16 protein-coding genes are annotated in these 16,540 nt (G+C 72.7%); 5 read left to right on the forward strand and 11 right to left on the reverse strand.

The genetic code is table 11. The features are described from left to right. Positions 1 to 4: 4 nt before the first annotated feature. From fliI to fliF, 4 genes are read right to left on the reverse strand one after another with little or no spacing between them, the layout of a single operon-like run. Positions 5 to 1,408 (reverse strand): flagellar protein export ATPase FliI, encoded by a 1,404-nt coding sequence (gene fliI, locus FOZ74_RS05730; RefSeq protein ID WP_146912163.1) that lies wholly within the window; start codon positions 1,406 to 1,408, stop codon positions 5 to 7. Then, the gene (locus FOZ74_RS05735; protein WP_146912164.1) at positions 1,398 to 2,120 is read right to left on the reverse strand and encodes a FliH/SctL family protein; all 723 of its coding nucleotides are present in this window, start codon (positions 2,118 to 2,120) and stop codon (positions 1,398 to 1,400) included. The genes fliI and FOZ74_RS05735 overlap by 11 nt, the downstream gene beginning before the upstream one ends. Before the next feature lie 17 nt (positions 2,121 to 2,137). Then, positions 2,138 to 3,133: a flagellar motor switch protein FliG gene (gene fliG / locus FOZ74_RS05740; RefSeq protein WP_146912165.1), complete on the reverse strand. Its 996-nt coding sequence runs from the start codon at positions 3,131 to 3,133 to the stop codon at positions 2,138 to 2,140. A gap of 27 nt (positions 3,134 to 3,160) precedes the next feature. After that, positions 3,161 to 4,855: a flagellar basal-body MS-ring/collar protein FliF gene (fliF, locus tag FOZ74_RS05745; protein ID WP_146912166.1), complete on the reverse strand. Its 1,695-nt coding sequence runs from the start codon at positions 4,853 to 4,855 to the stop codon at positions 3,161 to 3,163. A gap of 181 nt (positions 4,856 to 5,036) precedes the next feature. Between fliF and fliE the strand changes: the two genes are divergently transcribed. Continuing rightward, positions 5,037 to 5,348 (forward strand): flagellar hook-basal body complex protein FliE, encoded by a 312-nt coding sequence (gene fliE, locus FOZ74_RS05750; protein ID WP_146912167.1) that lies wholly within the window; start codon positions 5,037 to 5,039, stop codon positions 5,346 to 5,348. 37 nt (positions 5,349 to 5,385) lie between these two features. Here fliE and FOZ74_RS05755 read toward each other — a convergent pair whose 3' ends face one another. After that, positions 5,386 to 5,781 carry a YraN family protein gene (locus FOZ74_RS05755; RefSeq protein ID WP_146912168.1) on the reverse strand — a complete coding sequence of 132 codons (396 nt, stop codon included), beginning with the start codon at positions 5,779 to 5,781 and terminating at the stop codon, positions 5,386 to 5,388. Between FOZ74_RS05755 and rsmI the strand changes: the two genes are divergently transcribed. Continuing rightward, positions 5,781 to 6,713: a 16S rRNA (cytidine(1402)-2'-O)-methyltransferase gene (gene rsmI, locus FOZ74_RS05760; RefSeq protein ID WP_146912169.1), complete on the forward strand. Its 933-nt coding sequence runs from the start codon at positions 5,781 to 5,783 to the stop codon at positions 6,711 to 6,713. The two genes, FOZ74_RS05755 and rsmI, sit on opposite strands and share 1 nt — an antisense overlap. Before the next feature lie 161 nt (positions 6,714 to 6,874). Here rsmI and FOZ74_RS05765 read toward each other — a convergent pair whose 3' ends face one another. Next, on the reverse strand, positions 6,875 to 9,058 hold the full coding sequence (locus tag FOZ74_RS05765) for a protein-disulfide reductase DsbD family protein (protein ID WP_146912170.1): 2,184 nt from the start codon (positions 9,056 to 9,058) through the stop codon (positions 6,875 to 6,877). Positions 9,059 to 9,158: 100 nt separating this feature from the next. Between FOZ74_RS05765 and FOZ74_RS05770 the strand changes: the two genes are divergently transcribed. The 3 genes from FOZ74_RS05770 (at position 9,159) to FOZ74_RS05780 (ending at position 10,977) form a co-directional block, all read left to right on the forward strand. After that, the gene (locus FOZ74_RS05770; RefSeq protein ID WP_146912171.1) at positions 9,159 to 9,524 is read left to right on the forward strand and encodes a hypothetical protein; all 366 of its coding nucleotides are present in this window, start codon (positions 9,159 to 9,161) and stop codon (positions 9,522 to 9,524) included. Between the two features lie 95 nt (positions 9,525 to 9,619). Continuing rightward, positions 9,620 to 10,144 (forward strand): copper chaperone PCu(A)C, encoded by a 525-nt coding sequence (locus tag FOZ74_RS05775; protein WP_146912172.1) that lies wholly within the window; start codon positions 9,620 to 9,622, stop codon positions 10,142 to 10,144. 17 nt (positions 10,145 to 10,161) lie between these two features. After that, positions 10,162 to 10,977, forward strand: coding sequence for a creatininase family protein (locus tag FOZ74_RS05780; protein ID WP_146912173.1), 816 nt, complete (start codon positions 10,162 to 10,164; stop codon positions 10,975 to 10,977). Positions 10,978 to 11,029: 52 nt separating this feature from the next. On the opposite strand, the gene FOZ74_RS05785 is transcribed toward FOZ74_RS05780, so the two are convergent. From FOZ74_RS05785 to flgL, 5 genes are all read right to left on the reverse strand, one after another. Continuing rightward, on the reverse strand, positions 11,030 to 11,701 hold the full coding sequence (locus FOZ74_RS05785) for a histidine phosphatase family protein (protein WP_146912174.1): 672 nt from the start codon (positions 11,699 to 11,701) through the stop codon (positions 11,030 to 11,032). 74 nt (positions 11,702 to 11,775) lie between these two features. After that, positions 11,776 to 12,375, reverse strand: coding sequence for a LysE family translocator (locus tag FOZ74_RS05790; protein ID WP_146912175.1), 600 nt, complete (start codon positions 12,373 to 12,375; stop codon positions 11,776 to 11,778). Between the two features lie 47 nt (positions 12,376 to 12,422). Next, on the reverse strand, positions 12,423 to 13,862 hold the full coding sequence (locus tag FOZ74_RS05795; protein ID WP_146912176.1) for an NAD(P)H-dependent flavin oxidoreductase: 1,440 nt from the start codon (positions 13,860 to 13,862) through the stop codon (positions 12,423 to 12,425). Between the two features lie 27 nt (positions 13,863 to 13,889). Beyond that, positions 13,890 to 15,125: an HDOD domain-containing protein gene (locus tag FOZ74_RS05800; RefSeq protein ID WP_146912177.1), complete on the reverse strand. Its 1,236-nt coding sequence runs from the start codon at positions 15,123 to 15,125 to the stop codon at positions 13,890 to 13,892. A 64-nt stretch (positions 15,126 to 15,189) separates the two neighbouring features. Then, positions 15,190 to 16,527 carry a flagellar hook-associated protein FlgL gene (gene flgL, locus FOZ74_RS05805; protein WP_146912178.1) on the reverse strand — a complete coding sequence of 446 codons (1,338 nt, stop codon included), beginning with the start codon at positions 16,525 to 16,527 and terminating at the stop codon, positions 15,190 to 15,192. Between the last annotated feature and the right edge of the window lie 13 nt (positions 16,528 to 16,540).

Here is a 16,540-nt window from a genome sequence, read left to right on the forward strand (position 1 = left end):
CGCCTCAGCCCTCGTCCAGCGCCGCGGCCATGGCGGCGACGCTGTCCGCAAGCGGCGCCGCCTCGCGCATGCCCTGCTGCAGGAAGGCCTGCATGCGCGGGTACAGGCGTATCGCCTCGTCCAGCTGCGCGTCCGAGCCGGCCACGTAGGCGCCGACCTGGATCAGGTCGCTGCTCTTGCGGTAGAGCGACCAGGTGGCGCGAAAGCGCCGCGCCAGCTCGAAGTGCCCGGGGCCGACCACGTTGACCATCACGCGCGAGGCCGACTGCTCGACGTCGATCGCCGGGTAGTGGCCTGACTCGGCCAGTTCGCGCGAGAGCACGAAGTGGCCGTCCAGGATGGCGCGCGAGGCGTCGGCGATCGGGTCCTGCTGGTCGTCGCCCTCGGAGAGCACGGTGTAGAAGGCGGTGATCGAGCCCACGCCGTTCAGGCCGTTGCCGCTGCGCTCGACCAGCGCCGGCAGCTTGGCGAAGCAGCTCGGCGGATAGCCCTTGGTGGCCGGCGCCTCGCCGATCGCCAGGGCGATCTCGCGCTGGGCCATGGCGTAGCGGGTGAGCGAATCCATGAGCAGCAGTACGTGCTTGCCCTGGTCGCGAAAGTATTCGGCCACGGCGGTGGCGTAGCTTGCGCCCTGCATGCGCAGGAGCGGCGGCGCATCCGCCGGCGCGGCCACCACCACGGCGCGGCCGCGGTCCTCGGCGCCGAGGATGTCTTCGACGAATTCCTTGACCTCGCGCCCGCGCTCGCCGATCAGGCCGACGACGATCACGTCGGCACTGGTGTAGCGCGCCATCATCCCGAGCAGCACGCTCTTGCCCACGCCCGAGCCGGCGAACAGCCCCAGGCGCTGGCCGCGCCCGACGGTGAGCAGCGCGTTGATGGCGCGCACGCCGGTATCGAGCGGCTCGCGCACCGGGGCGCGCTCCATGGCGTTGATCGGCTCACGCGGCAGCGCCCTGGCGGCCACGTCCTGCAGCGCGCCCGCATGGTCCAGCGGCAGACCCTGGGCGTCGACCACGCGGCCCAGCAACCCCTCGCCCAGCGGCAGGCGCAGCGCCCCGATGCCGCTGGCCTCCTGCGCCGGGCCTTCGGGCCCCAGGCGCAACGGCGCCGCGTAGGCCGGCGCGGGCGTGACGCTGGCGCCGCTGGACAGGCCGTGCACGTCGCCCGCGGGCATGAGGAAGGCGCGCTCGCCGGCGAAGCCGACCACCTCGGCCAGCACCGGCTCCTGGGCGCCCTGGCGCACCAGGCATTGCGCGCCCACGGGCACGCGCAGGCCCGCGGCCTCCAGCACCAGGCCGGTCAGGCGCGTGAGCGTGCCGCTGGCAGCCAGCGCCTGCGGCTCGGCGGCGCGTGCGCGCGCGCGCTCGATGAAATCTTGCCAGGCGCCGGCGTCTTCAATCGCCATCGCCCATCTCCCGCCAGGCCGACACCAGCCCCAGCGCCCCCACCGCACGGCGCCAGCGGGTGTCCAGCGCGCCGTCCACCAGGGCGCCCGCGCTCTCCACGCTGCAGTCGCCAGGCTGCACCGCCGGGTCGGGCTGCCACTGCACGCGCTGGTTGCCGAATTCCTCGCGCAGCTGCGATTCGAGCAGCTTCCAGTCCGCCGGGTTCAGCCGCACCGTGGCCGGACGGCTGTCCTGCACGAAGGTGGCCAGCGCCTCGCGCACCACGGGCAGCAGGGCGCGCGGGTTGGACTGCAGCTCCTGGCGCACCACCTGGCGCGCGATCTCGCAAGCGAGCTGCAGCAGCTCATCGGCCATCTGCTGCTGCAGGCCGGCGAAGCTCTCCTGCAGGCGCTGCACCAGCGCGGCCAGTTGTTCACCCGCCTGGCGCCCCTGGCCGCGCACGTAGTCGTCCAGGCGCTGCTGCCATTCCTGGGCGGCCTCGCTGCGGCCCTGGCGCCGGCCCTCGGCCAGCGCTTCATCGCGGGCCTGCTGCAGCTGCGCCTCGTCCACCGGCGCGGGGGCGGGGGGCGCCTCCTGCTCGCCCGCGGCGGGTGCGGCATCGAGCAGCTCCAGGCCGTCGTCCCCGATCGCGCCGAACTGCCAGCGCACCGCCTCGGAGATCTCCTCGCCGGGGATGAAGCGGGTGTAGTTGCGCAGGTTCGATCCAGGCATGTGCTTGCACCCCGCAGTCAGACGAAGGCGTCGTCGCCGCTGCCGGCCAGGGCGATCTGCCCTTCGTCGGACAGGCGCCGCACCGTCTTGAGGATTTCCTTCTGCTGCGCCTCGACCTCGGACAGGCGGATGGGGCCGCGCGATTCCAGGTCTTCGCGCATGGCCTCGGCGGCGCGCGTGGACATGTTCTTGAGGAATTTCTCGCGCAGCTCGGGCTGCGCGCCCTTGAGCGCCACCACCAGGGTTTCGGAGGCGATCTCGCGCAGCACCGTCTGGATGGCGCGGTCGTCGAGCTTCATCACGTCGTCGAACACGAACATCTTGTCCATGATTTTTTGCGCCAGCTCCGCGTCCTGCTCGCGGATGCTCTCGAGCACCGTGCCATCGACCCCGCCGCGAAACAGGTTGACGATCTCGGCCGCCGCCTTGACCCCGCCCAGCGAGCTCTTGCGCACCTTGTCGCCGCCGGCCAGCACCTTGAACAGCACCTCGTTCAGGTCCTTGAGCGCCGTCGGCTGTATGCCTTCGAGCGTGGCCACGCGCAGCATGATCTCGCCCCTCTGGCGCTCGCTCAACTGCATCACGATGTCGGCCGCATGGTCCGGGTCCAGGTGCACCAGGATGGCCGCGACGATCTGCGGGTGTTCGTTGCGCAGCAGCTCGGCCACCGCCAGCGGGTCCATCCACTTGAGGCTCTCTATGCCCGAGACGTCGCCGCCCTGCAGGATGCGGTCGATCAAGAGCGCCGCCTTGTCGTCGCCCAGGGCGCGCTTGAGCACCGCGCGCACGTAGTTGCCGGTGTCCGACACCAGCAGGCTCTGGGCCGCGGCCTCGTTGGTGAAGCGCGCGACCACCTCCTGCACGCGCTCGTGCGAGATGGTGCGCATGCGCGCGATGGTCTCGCCGAGCTTTTGCACCTCCTTGGGCGAGAGGTGCTTGAAGACTTCCGCGGCCTCCTCCTCGCCGAGCGACATCAGCAGGACGGCTGCGTCATTGAGGCCTTGCTCGTCCATGGTGTTCTCTCTGCAGTGGCCCCGGCCTCATTCGCCGTTGACCCAGGTTTTGACGATGTTGGCGACGGCCACCGGATTTTCCTTGGCCAGCGAGCGTGCCTCCTGCAAGCGCAGCTGCTCTTCGGTCGGCGGCTGCTCGGGCTGCGTCACGGGCGCGGCCAGCGCCGGGCGCTCGATCTGCTCGGCCGCCAGCGCATCCACCTTGTGCATCGGCGTGGCCTGCAGCTTCTCGACGCGCCGGCCGGCCCTGAGCGCGGGGCGCACCACCGCCATCAGCAGCAGCACCGCGGCCAGCGACAGGCCTATGGGCAGGCCCAGGCTGCGCGCCAGCTCTAGCACCTCGGGCTGCTTGTACAGCGGCAGCTCGGCCGGCGCCAGCGCGTCGCTCTGGAACTGGGCGTTCATCAGGTTGACCGAGTCGCCGCGCTCCTTGTTGTAGCCCACCGCCTCGCGCACCAGCGCGGTCATCTGCTCGATCTGCTCGCTCGACAGCGGCTCGGCCACGGCGGGCTTGCCGCCGGGCTGCGCCACCATGCGGTAGTTCACCACCACGGCGGCGTTCACGCGCCTGACCACGCCCTGCGCGGCGCGCGTCACGCTGGTGGTCTTGTCCACCTCGTAGTTGGTGGTGATCTCGCGGTGCCCCACGCTGCCACCACCCGCCGCCGCACCACCCTGGGCGCCGGCGTCGGGCGCGGGGTTGGCGCCGTTGACCGGGGCGCTGGCGTTTTGCGGCGGCTGGTTGCTCACCGCGCCGGGCACGCCGGCGGGCAGCTTGTCACCGGGCTTGGCGGCGTTTTCTATCACCTGCTGGCTGCGCACCGCGCTGGCGTCGGCGGCCAGGTTGGGGCGGTGCTGCTCCATGGTGGATTCTGTCTGGCTGAAGTCCACGTCGGCCGTGACCTGCGCGCGCACGTTGTCGCGCCCGACCACCGGCGCGAGGATGTCCACGATGCGCTGGGTGTACTGCTGCTCGAGCTTTTGCGCATAGGCCAGCTGCTCGCCGGTGGGCGCGCCGCCCATGCCCTCAGGGTTTTGCGACAGCAGCTTGCCGCTGTCGTCGAGCACGCTCACCGCCTGCGGCGCCAGCTCGGGCACGCTCGCGGCCACCAGGTGCACGATGCCGGCGATCTGGCCGCGGTCCAGGAAGCGCCCGGGGTACAGGCTCACCAGCACCGAGGCCGAGGGTTTCTGCTGCTCGCGAAAGAAGCCGTTCTGGTTGGGCAGCGCCAGGTGCACGCGCGCGCTTTGCACCGGTGCCAGCGCCTGGATGGAGCGCGTGAGCTCGCCCTCGAGCCCGCGCTGGAAGTTCAGCCGCTCCTGGAACTGGGTCACGCCGAAGCGGCTGGTCTCGGTCACCTCGAAGCCCGCCACCGAGCCCTTGGGCAGCCCCTGCGAGGCCAGGCGCAGGCGCACGTCGTGCACCCGGTCGGCCGGCACCATGATGGCGCCGCCGCCTTCGGTGTATTTGTAGGGTACGTTCATCTGCGCCAACTGCGCGACGATGGCGCCGCCGTCCTTGTCGCTCAAGTTGGCGAACAGCACGCGGTAGTCGGGGCGCGCGGCGAACCAGGCCGCGGCCACCGCCATCAGCACGAACAGCGCCAGGCCCACCCCCAGGCGCAGGCGCGCCGCGCGGTCGAGCGAGGAAAAGCGCTGCGCCCACGGCCCCTGCGCCAGCGGCGCGGCGATCGGCATTTCGGCAACGGCGGCATTGGGCATCGTGCGGCTTTCCAGGCAATGGCTTGCGCCCCGGGCAGGCAGGGGCGGTGCGACGATTATTCACGCCCCCCCTGCCAGCGTTGCGCCAATAAGGCGCGGATTTGGCCGGCTGTTCCCTCTTCCGCCGGCACGCCTGTGCCCTAGGATAGGGCCACTTCGCACCACGACCGGGCAGCACACCATGGACCTGCGCATCTCCACCACCCCCATGCCGCTTGCCAGCGCGCTGGCGGCGCGGCGCATGGCCCAGCCCCAGGGCGCCACGCCCGAGGCCGGTTTTTCCAGCGCGCTCAAGGGGGCTCTGGGCGCCGTGAGCCAGGCGCAGAACCAGGCCGACGAGCTGCAAAAGCAGGTGCAGCTGGAAAACCCCAAGGTCAGCATCGAAGAGACCATGGTCGCGATCCAGAAGGCCCAGGTGGGCTTCCAGGCCACGCTGCATGTGCGCAACCGCCTGGTGCAGGCCTATACCGACATCATGAACATGCAGGTGTAGCGGCGGCGCGCAAGCACCCCTGGCCGAGCGCCTCGCACTACTGCGCGTCAAACGCCGCGCGCAGCCATTGCAGGCCCTGCGGACCGAGCGCCACCACGTCGAAGCGGCAGGGCGGCAGCGTCGGCAGGCGCATCAGGTAGTGGCGCGCCGCGAAGACGAGGCGCCGGCGTTTGAGCGCGCCGACGCTGGCCGCGGCGCCGCCAAAGCCGGCCGAGGCGCGGCTGCGCACCTCGACGAAGACCAGCGTGCCGTCGGCGTCGCGCAGGATCAGGTCGATCTCGCCGCCGCCGCGGCCCGGGGTTCGATAATTGCGCTGCACCAGCTTCAGGCCCGCCGCCTGCAGGTGCGCAAGCGCCGCGTCTTCCGCCTGCTGGCCGCGCAGGCGCGTGGTGGGCTTCGGGCCGGCCGCGTTCTTGTTACCGAGGAATCCCATTGAGCGTCTCCTACCTCACTGCCCTTGTCGCCGCGCGCGAGGCGGCCGGTGCGCAAGATTATCCGCAGGGCGCGCTCTACGTCGTGGCCACGCCGATAGGCAACCTGGCCGACATCACGCTGCGCGCGCTGCAGGTGCTGCAGCTGGCCGACCTGCTGGCCTGCGAGGACACGCGCCACAGCCAGCAGCTGCTGCGCGCCTATGGCCTGGACAAGCGCGCCGGCCAGTGGCTGGCGCTGCACCAGCACAACGAGGCCGAGGCCGCCCAGACCGTACTGCAGCGCCTGGCGCTGGGCGAGCGCGTGGCCTATCTGAGCGACGCCGGCACGCCCGCCATCAGCGACCCCGGCGCGCGCCTGGTGGCCGCGGCCCAGGCCGCGGGCGTACGCTGCATCCCGCTGCCCGGCGCCAGCAGCCTCACCGCCAGCCTGAGCGTGGCCGGCGCCGTCGCGCCCGCCGACGCCCCGCAGGGCTTCGTCTTCCACGGCTTTCTGCCCACGCGCGCGGGCGAGCGCCAGAGCGCCTGGGCGCAGCTGGCCGCCGAGCCGCGCACCACCGTGCTGCTGGAAGCGCCGCACCGCATGGGCGAGCTGGTGCACGAGCTGGCCGCGCTGGGCGAGCGGCGCGTGACGCTGGCGCGCGAGCTGACCAAGCAGTTCGAGGAAGTCGCCACGCTGCCCGCGCGCGACTGCGCCGCCTGGCTGCAGCACAGCGCCCAGCGCAGCCGCGGGGAATTCGCCATCGTGCTGCACCCGCAGGCCGCCGGCGCAGGCAGCCAGCCGTCGCGCGGCGACGAGGTGCTGCGCCTGCTGCTGCCCGAACTCGCGCTCAAGCGCGCGGTGCAACTGGCCGCGACCCTCACCGGCGAAGGGCGCAACGCGCTCTATGAACGCGCGCTGGCCCTGCGGCGGGAAAGCGGCCCACCCGGCTGAGGCAAGGCTGAAGAAGTCCCCGCGATGGTGCGCGCCCAGCCTGGGGATGGGCTGCTAGGCGCAAACCGCAGCCATAGTCGAAGCTATTGCGAGGATTTGTAACGCCGCAGACCGCCACCGGGTGGGATGCGCGCCGCGCGAGGGGCTTCTTCAGCCTTGCCTTAAAGCGCGGCCATGGCCTCGCGCAGTTCGCGCACGCCCAGGATTTCGCTGAACACCACCGGCGCGCGGCCCGGCGCGTAGAGCACGTACAGTGGCACGCCGCTGCGCCCGAAGGCGTTGATCGAGGCGGTGATGGCCGGGTCCTGGCGCGTCCAGTCGGCCTCCAGCAGCGCGATGTTCCTGGCGGCGAAGTCGCGGCGCACCTCGGCATTGGCCAGCGTGGTCCGCTTGTTGTACTGGCAGGTCACGCACCAGGCGGCGGTGTAGTCGACGAACACCGGGCGGCCCCGGGCCAGCAGTTCCTCGGGCAGGCCGGCGCGCCAGGCTTGCCAGCCGTTTGCAGATTGTGTAGCTGCCAGCGCAGGCGGGGCCTGCATTTCAACTATTTTTGGCCCCCAAATCGTTACCAACCAAGCGCCAACAGCTATTGAAAGCGGAGCCAGCACGCCGCGTGCGCTGCCGCGCAGCGTCAGGCTCCAGACCGCCAGCGCCATGGCCACCAGCAGGGCCAGCAGCGCCGCCGCGCCGTCGATGCCGCTTTGCTGGCCCAGCACCCAGACCAGCCAGACGACGGTGGCGAACATCGGGAAGGCCAGCACCCGGCGCAGGACTTGCATCCATGCGCCCGGGCGGGGCAGCAGGCGCGCGACCGCCGGCCACCAGCTGGCCAGCAGATAGGGCGCGGCCAGGCCCAGGCCGAGGGCGGCGAAGATGCCCAGCGCCTGCGCCGCCGGCAGGCCCAGGGTGAGCCCGAGCGAAGCCCCCATGAAGGGCGCGGTACAGGGCGATGCGACGGCCACCGTCAGCACCCCGGTGAGGAAGGCGTCGGTCACCGGATGGCGCGCCTGCGCCGCGGCCCAGCGGGACGGCAGCAGCATGCCGACCTCGAACACACCCGCCAGGTTCAGCCCGATCAGCGTGAACAGCGCCGCCAGCAGCGCCACCACCAGCGGCGACTGCAGCTGAAAGCCCCAGCCCACCGCCTGCCCCGCCGAGCGCAGCGCCAGCATCAGCGCGCCCAGCGCCATGAAGGACAGCACCACGCCGGCGCCATAGGCCAGCCCGGCGGCGCGGCGCGCGCGCCGGTCGTCGGCATGGCGGGCAAAGCCGGCGACCTTGACCGCCAGGATGGGGAAGACGCAGGGCATGAGGTTGAGCAACAGTCCGCCCAGCAGCGCCCCGCCCAGCGCCAGCAGCCACACGCCGGGCGCGGGCGGTGCGCGCGGCGCCAGCGCGGGCGGCGCCGCCGATGCCGCCGCCGCGGCCGCCACCGGCAGCGGCGCGGGGAATTCGGGCAGCGGCGGCCAACTGCCCTGCACCGGCAGCGGCACGCGCCGGCCCGCGCCCTGCCAGCCCAGCACCACCGGCATCAGCGCCGGGCTGGCGGCGCGTTCGGGCGACAGCGGCACGCGCGCCGTCCAGGTCTCGCCCTGCCATTGCTGGCGCGGCTCGGCGGCGTTTTGCACCACCTCGGGCGTTTCGGGGAACACGTCCAGCACCTGGCCCCGCCAGGCAGCGGGCAGGCCCTGCACCTGCAGCTCGATCGCGTCCTCGCTCACCCGCGCCGTGCTCTGGCCCGGGGCCAGCGGCGCCGGCAGCGCGCGCTCGGCCGCGGCAAAGGCGTCGGCGTTCAGCGCCGTCGTGCCCGCCAGCGGCAGTTGCAGCGTCAGCGTGCCTTCCTCGGGCACGCACTCCATGCGGCAGACCAGCCAGGAGGCATGCACCGTGAAGCTCGCCTGCGTCTGCCCCGGCGCCGGCGCGAACAGGCTGGAGACGCTCATCGGCACCGGCAGCAGCACCTGGCCCTCGTAGCCGTAGTTGGCCAGCGTGCCGATCGGGATCTTGCGCGGCAGCGGCCAGGCGATCTCGCCCGCATCCACGCCGGCGGGCAGCGTCCACTGCAGGCGCGTGGGCAGGCCGGAATCGCCCGGGTTGAGCCAGTAGGTGTGCCAGTCCGGCTGGTGGCTGAGCAGCAGCCCCAGGGTCAGCGGCTTGCCCGGCGCCACGCCTTCGGGCGCCTGGGCCACGAGCTCGGCGCGCACGTGCGGCGTAGTCACCACGCTGCCGGCCGCGGCCCCCGACGTACTCTTCAATTGAAATTGGGCTGCGGCGCTGGTGCCGATTGCGGTTGCAGCTATCAATAACAGAGCGCGCGGCAGAAAGAGGCGAAGTCGGGCAAACATGGTGCGGCTTGGAGGGCGGGCCCCGGCTTTGGTTCCGGGGAGCGCCGATGTTAGGACCAGGGCAGAGACCCCGGCGGCTTGGGTATCATGACCGCCCGCCATGAGCCTGCTTGCCCGCCTTCGCCGCAGCGCCACCCGCTTGCCGGGCCGCGTGCTGCTGCTGTGGTTCGCCCTGGCGCTGGGCGCGGCCGCGGCCGCGCCGGGCGTGCAGTCGGGCATGGCACCCGACATCTGCACCAGCGCCCCCGCCTGGAACGCGGGCGGCCTGGATACCGGCAGCGCGCCGGCCGGGCACAGCCACCTGGACTGCCCGCTGTGCCTGCCGGTGGTGCCGCCGCCGCCCGCCTGGGCGGGCCTGCCCTGCGCCGCGCCGCCGCTCGGCCAATGGCTGCGCTCGCGGCCCACGGCCCTGGCGGGCGGCCACGATGTGGACGTGCCACCCGCCCGCGGGCCGCCGCGCGCCTGAGAACGCACCATCGCATTCCAGCGCGTCCACTCCGCCCGGCTGCGGCCCGCGGCGGGGCGGCGCACCGTCCCGTCTTTCAACGAATCCTGAACACCATGCAAGCACTTTCCTTTTCCATTCGCCCCGCGCTGCTGGCGCTGGCCTTGTGTTTTCTGGCGCCCGCGGGCGCGCTCGCGCACGAAGCGCGCGTGCAGGTGCAAGACGCCTGGACGCGCGCCACCGTGCCGGGCCAGGGCGGCACCGGCGCCTTCATGACGCTGCAGGCCAACCACGACCTGGAGCTGGTGGGCGCCAGCAGCCCGGTGGCCGGCGTCACCCAGGTGCACGAGATGAAGCTGGAGGGCAACACCATGCGCATGCATCCGGTGCCCTCGCTCAAGCTGGGCGCGGGCCAGAGCGTCACGCTCAAGCCCGGCGGCCACCACATCATGCTGCTGGACCTCAGGCAGCCGCTCAAGGCCGGCACGCAGATCGACATCACGCTGCAGCTGCGCGACGCCCAGGGCGCCAAGCTGAGCCAGACGGTGCAGGTGCCGGTGCGGCAAAATGCCCCCGACGGCGCGGCCGGCGCCAGCCACGAGCACGACGCCACCCACACCCACGACCACCACGGCTCCTGACGCACCGCACGCACGCCATGCCCTACCCTTCCCGCTACTGGCAAGCGCTCGGCACGCGCGACTTTGCCGCCGCGCGCGACAGCGGCCTGGCGGCGCAGACCCTGGCGGTGCTGCCGCTGGCGGCGCTGGAGCAGCACGGTCCGCACCTGCCGCTCGGCGTGGATGCGGTGCTGGCGCAGGGCGTGCTCGACGCGGCGCTGGCGCAGCTGCCGCCCACGCTGGCGCTGCTGGTGCTGCCGGCGCAGAACGTCGGTCTGTCTACCGAGCACCTGTCCTACCCGGGCACGCTCAGCCTGCCGCCGGCCACGCTGCTGGCGCTGTGGGACGCGCTGGGCGAGGCGGTGGCGCGCGCCGGGGTGCGCCGGCTGCTGCTGTTCAACAGCCACGGCGGCAACGTCGCGCCCATGGACATCGCCGCGCGCAGCCTGCGCCAGCGCCTGGGCCTGCAGGTGTGGCGCTGCAGCTGGCCTGACCTGCCGCTGCCCGCGCCGGTGCGCGCGCTGTTCAGCGAGGAGGAGTGGCGCTTCGGCATCCACGGCGGCGCGGTCGAGACTTCGATGATGCTGCACCTGGCGCCCGAGACGGTGCGGATGGCGCAGGCGCGCCACTGGCGCTCGAGCTCGCAGGACCGGGCAGAGCGCTGCCCCATCGCGGGCAACGGCAAAAGCGTGCGCCTGGGCTGGATGATCGAGGACTACAACCCCAGCGGCGCCGTGGGCGACGCCAGCGCCGCCAGCGCCGACAAGGGCCGCCAGCTGGTGCAGGCCGCGGGGCAGGCGCTGGCGCAGCTGATGGTGGAGCTGCAGGGCTTGCCGCTGCCCGCGGGGACTTGAGCGCCCCGCGGGCTGCGGCCGTCCGATGCCGGACGCCCGACCCGATCCGCTTTTACGCGTAGGTCTGCAGGGCCACGTCCTCGGGCGCGCTCAGGTGCGGCAGGGTGTTGAAGGTCTGCAGTGCCAGGCGCCGCGCGCTCACGCCGAGCTCGCTCACCGCCGTGTTGCGCAGGCGCATGTTCAGCGCGATGCCGACCTCGGGCGCGCTGCCCAGCACCTGGGCGATGGCGGTGGAGATCGGGCCGCCGCTGGAGACCACCAGCAGCCGCTGGCCCGCATGCTGCGCGCGCGCCTGTTCGAGCAAGGCGCGCACGCCGGCGGAAAACGTCTGCCAGTCGGGCATGCCCTCGGGACTCAGGGTGCCGGCCATCCACTGCGCCAGCGCGTCGCACAGCAGGCGAAAGTAGCTGCGAAAGCCTTCGGGCGACTGCACCGCCGGCAAGGGTCCGGGGTGGACCGCGCGCACCAGCGCGGCGCCGTCGTATTCGTCCAGCGCGGCAAAGCGCTGCGCCGCGGGCAGGCCGTGCAGCGCCACGCCCAGGCCCTGCAGCGTCTGGGCATGGCGGCGCAGCGTGCCGCTCCAGACGGCGTCAAAACGCTGCCCGTGCGCCTGCCACCACGCACCCAGGCGCTGCGCCTGCAGCTGCCCGCGGGCGCTGAGTTCGTCGTAGTCGCTCGCACCCAGCGAAGCCTGCGCATGGCGCACGAGGTAGAGGGTTCCCATGGCCGCCGATTGTGCGAACGCGCAGGTGCGCCCCTTGTCCCGGCGGCGACGCGGCGCCGCAGGGCGAAGCCGTATCAGGCGCCCAGCATCCACAGCGCGGTGATGGCCAGCACCAGGCCCATCGCGCGGTTGAACCACAGCAGCCGGCTGCCGTGCGCCAACCAGCGGCGCGCCAGCGCGCCGACGCTGGCATAGGCCAGGTTGCTGGCGAAGGCAAAGCCGGCCATCACCGGCAGCACCAGCAGCAGGCGCGCGAAGGCGTCCTCGCGCCCGATGATCCAGCTGGCCACGATGGCCAGCAGCATCAGCCAGGCCTTGATGTTGACGAACTGGAGCAGCACGCCCTCCCAGAAGCCGACCGACAGGTGCGAGCCGTCGGCCTGCGCCAGCCGGCGCGAGCGCGCCAGCCGCCAGGCCAGCCACAGCAGGTAGGCGATGCCGGCGAGCTTGATGAACCAGCGCAGCGCCGGCGCCGCGGTGACGGCCGCGCCCAGCCCGGCCGCGCACAGCACCAGCATCAGGCACCAGCCCAGCGGCACCGCGAGCACGAAGCGCATGGCCGGCCCCAGGCCCCGGTTGGCGGCGATCGCCGTGGCCAGCGAGGTATTGGGCCCGGGCGTGAAGCTCATGGCCGTGGCCAGCAGGAACAGCGCGGTGAATTCAGCCCAGGGCATGTGCCGCCCCTGCTCGCACGATATCGGTGGTCATCGGGTCAGCCACTTCAGCCCTGTGGGGTGGCGGCCAGCAGCGCATCGAGCGCCTGCGCACGCGCCGCAAGCAGCGCGCGGGCCTGCTGGGCAAGCTCTGCGTCGAGCTCCTCGAGCAGCGCCTTCCATTCGGCCTGCAAGGCCGCGGCGCTGGCCAGCAGCGCGGCCAGCGGCTGCGCCGCTGCCGCCGGCGCCCCGTCCTCGGCGGCCGCCACCGGCGCATCGGCCCGGCGCAGCGCACGCACCAGCACGCCGGCCAGCTGCGTCTGGAGCTGCAGCAGCGGCGCCAGGTGCTGCGCGTGCACCCCGGCGCGCGTCTGCAGCCCCAACGCATGCAGCGCAGCGGCCAGCGCGCGCTCGGGCGCGAGCAGCGCACCCAGGCGCCCGGCCAGCCGGGCGTGTTGCTCTTGCTGCTGCTCGGGCGCATAGCACACGGGCGAGGCCAGGGGCTGGGGCGGCGCGCCCACCAGCTGCAGGTGCGCGGCCGCGCCCGCGGCCAGGGCCTGCAGGCGCTCGGCCGCGGGCACGATGTCGCTGATGCGCCCCACGCCCAGCCCGGCGTACAGCGCCATGGCTTCGAGATCACCGGTCATGGAGCGCAGGGGCGAGTCGGTGCTGAAGCAGTAGATGGGGCGGCCCTCTTCCTCGCCGATCACCTGCGGCGCGCTGGTGAAGGGGTCGCCGCGCTCGCCGCGCGTGACGGCGTTGGGCAGCACGCGCACCGCGGCCAGCGGCGGCCAGTTGACGTGAAAGTCCTCGGTCAGCAGCACCTCGCGGCTTTCGGCCCGCGCCAGGCGCTGCTTGTGCACCTCGTGGGCAAAGGATTCGGTGGTCATCATCAGCGCCGTGCCCAGCACCGCGGCCTGCGCGCCCATCGCCAGTACACGGCCCACGTCGCGCCCGTCGGCCAGCCCCCCGGCGGCGGCCACCGGCAACTGCACGCAGCCCAGCACCTCGGGCAGCAGCTGCATCAGCGGCTGGCGCCCGCGCACGTGGCCGCCCGCCTCCACGCCCTGGGCGACGATGGCGTGCGCGCCCGCGGCCTGCGCCTGCAGGGCCTCCTGCGCACTGCCCACCTGGTGCAGCACGACGATGCCGGCGCCGCGCAGGCGCGCGATGGTGGGCTCGTCCACCTCCCAGAACAGCTCGACCACCGGCACCTGCAGGGCGATGCACAGATCCACCTGCGAGCGCAGCAGCGCGCGCGCCGTGCCCGCCGGTATCAGGTTGACGCCGAAAGGCCGGTCGGTGCGCCGGCGCAGTTCGGCGACTTCACGCTCGATGAGCGCCAGCGGCTCGCGCACCATCCCGAGGATGCCCAGGCCGCCGAAGCCGCTGACCGCCGCGGCCAGCTCGGCGCGGGCCACGCCGCCCATGCCGGCAAGCACCAGCGGGTAGCGGCAACCGAGCAGTTCGCACAGCGGCGTGGCCGCCAGCGCAGGGCGTACAGGCATCTCAGGGCTCCCGGGGAAAAAGGCCGATCATGCCCCAGTCGGGGTGCGCGGCACCACCCAGGCGCGCAGCACGTGCAGCAGCGAGCGGTTGACCTGCTCGCGGTCGTGCCCGTGGTCTTCGCAGAGCTTGCGGATGAACGCGGCGTCCTCGCCCTCCAGCGCCACCGCCAGGTCCAGGCTGGGCGCATAGGGGCCGGCGTGCAGCACCGCCGCGTCGTACACCCGGTCGGACAGCGGCAGGCGCCGCAGGATGGCGCCCAGCGGCTCGCCCAGCAGCGCGTCCAGGCGCGAGAACAGCGCGCACAGGTACATCTCGGCGCGCAGCTCCTTGCCCACGCCGGCTTCGATCAGCTGCTCGGCCAGGCGCGCGCGCAGCACCGCGCCCTCGCGCACCGGCCGCAGGTCCGCCTCGGTGCTGGCGCCGGGCAGCTGGTCGCCGAGCCAGCGCTGGATCGAGCCATAGCCCATCATCACCAGGCCGCGGCGCACCGAATCGACCCCGGTGCGCAGGCCCAGCGCGGCGGAGTTGGTATAGGTCATGAAACGGTAGGCGAGCAGCGGGTCTTCGCCCAGCACCTGCTCCTGCGCGTCGATGGACTGCTCGTCATCGATCGCCTTGAGCAGCTTGAGCACCACCTCGTGCGCCGGCGCCGGGCTCTGGTGGCGCAGGCTGTAGAGCACGTCGTCCGCGGGCCAGCCGGCCAGCGCCAGCGCACCGGCGCCGTCCAGGCAATGGCGCATCAGCGCCCGGCTGTCCACGCCCTCGTAGATCTGCCCGGCGATGATGGGGCTGGCGCTGGCGCCGGCGCCGCGCGCCGCCTGCGCCTTGCCGGCGCGCAGTGCGGCCACCGCGTCCTGCGCGTCCAGCGTCAGCACGCTGGTGTGAAACAGCGCCGCCACCTCGGGCTCGGGCAGGCGCCCCAGCGGCCCGTGCCAGACCAGCTTCAGGCCGCGGCGCTGGGCGGCGCGCGCACGCGCGAGCAGCGCCGGGTCCACCAGCCAGGCGTCGGTCACTTCGATCGAGGGCGAGCCCGGGGGCGCGTGCTCCAGCCATTCGGCCAGGATCTGCGGCGTGCGCGGCGCCAGCAGCAGCGGCGGGGAGCTGGCGTCCCAGAGCTCCTCGATGGTGCGCAGCAGGTGCAGCGCGTCCACCTGCACGTTGTCGTCGCCGGCGACGAACAGCTGCACGCCGGCCATGCGCCGCGCCCCGTTCCACAAGGGGCGGTAGCCGAGGACCAGACTGCCTAGAACCGATTGAACCATGGGGCGTGCGCGCGGATGCTGCGGCTATTGTCAACCAAGGCGCGCGCCGCCTGCGGGCGACCCCTCAGCCGATGTAGTTGAACAGCGACAGCTTCTGCACCATGGCGTAGGACTGCAGCGCCGCCTGGTAGCCGACGCTGGCGTTCTGGAAGTCCGAAATGCCCTTGACCATGTCCAGGTCCTCGGCGCGCGAGCGGTCGGCCTCCAGCTGGATGGCGCGGCTGCCCTGGTCGCCCGAAATGCGCTCGGCCCGGTTGAGCAGCTCGCCGGCGTAGCCGCGCACGTTGTTCAGCTGGTCCATGGCGTAGTCCACCTGCGCCAGCGCCTGCCCCACGGCCTGGATGCCGGCGTTGCTGTTGCCGGCCTTGCGCAGCCCGCCGATCACGTCGTCGAGCGTGCCCATCAGGCTGGACGTGGCGGCGATGTCTATGGTGTCGCCGTTTTCCGGCGAGGCGATCAGGGCGCCGCTGGCGTCGCGCTGCGGCAGGGCCTTGAGGGTGAAACTGAAGCTCGCCCCGCCGTCGGTGAAACCGATCGGCAGCTCCTGGGCCTTGTCCGCTTCCAGGTTGCCGATGGTGGTGGGGCCGACCAGGGTGGTGCCGTCGTCGCGCAGCACCTGGTAGCTGATGTCGTAGCTGCCGTCCGCGTTCAGCGTGGTCGCGCCGAAGACCACCTGGTAGGCATAGGGCTGGCCGCCGGCCGTGGTGTTGCGCGGGATCAGCTCGGGGTGCTCCACCTTCACCTCGGTGGTGCTGAACTGGCGCCCGCTCAGGGGGTTGGCCGCGTTGGTGGTGGAAATCGCCGCGCCGTACATGCCGTCGCGCTGGGGATCGAACATCAGCGCGGCATGGCCGTCGAACTGCGCGGCGATGCCGCTGCCCTGGCTGCCCGCCTGCCCCGGCAGGCCGTTGTACAGGTAGTCGGCCGCGCCCGAGACCGGGCCGACGAAGGGCGCCAGCGCGCTGCCCAGCGCGCCCAGCAGCGGCATGCCGTTGACGTCCTTGCGGTTGATCACCTCCTTGAGCTGGTCCTGCAGGCTCTGCAGCTGCACCGCATAGGTCTGGCGGTCTTCGGGCTTGAGTGAGCCATTGCCCGCGGCCACCAGCAGCTGGCGCATCTCCTGCACCAGCCCTATGGCGTCGCCCAGCGTGGATTCGGCCTGCGCCACGACGCCGCGCTGCAGCTCCAGCTGGCGCTGCTCGCTTTGCAGGCGCGACAGGCGGGTGAGCGCGCGCTCGGCCTGCGCGGCGGCCACCGGGTCGTCGCTGGCGCGCACCACGCGCTTGCCGCTGGTGAGGTTTTCCTGCAGGTTCACCAGCGCGCCCTGGCGCTGGCTCAGGTTGCGGATGGCGCTGTCGTACATGCTGGCGCTGGCCACGCGCTGGATGGTGTTGCTGCTCATGGCGCTCTCCGTG

This window comes from Comamonas flocculans (genome assembly GCF_007954405.1).
Classification (GTDB): Bacteria; Pseudomonadota; Gammaproteobacteria; order Burkholderiales; family Burkholderiaceae_C; genus Comamonas_C; species Comamonas_C flocculans.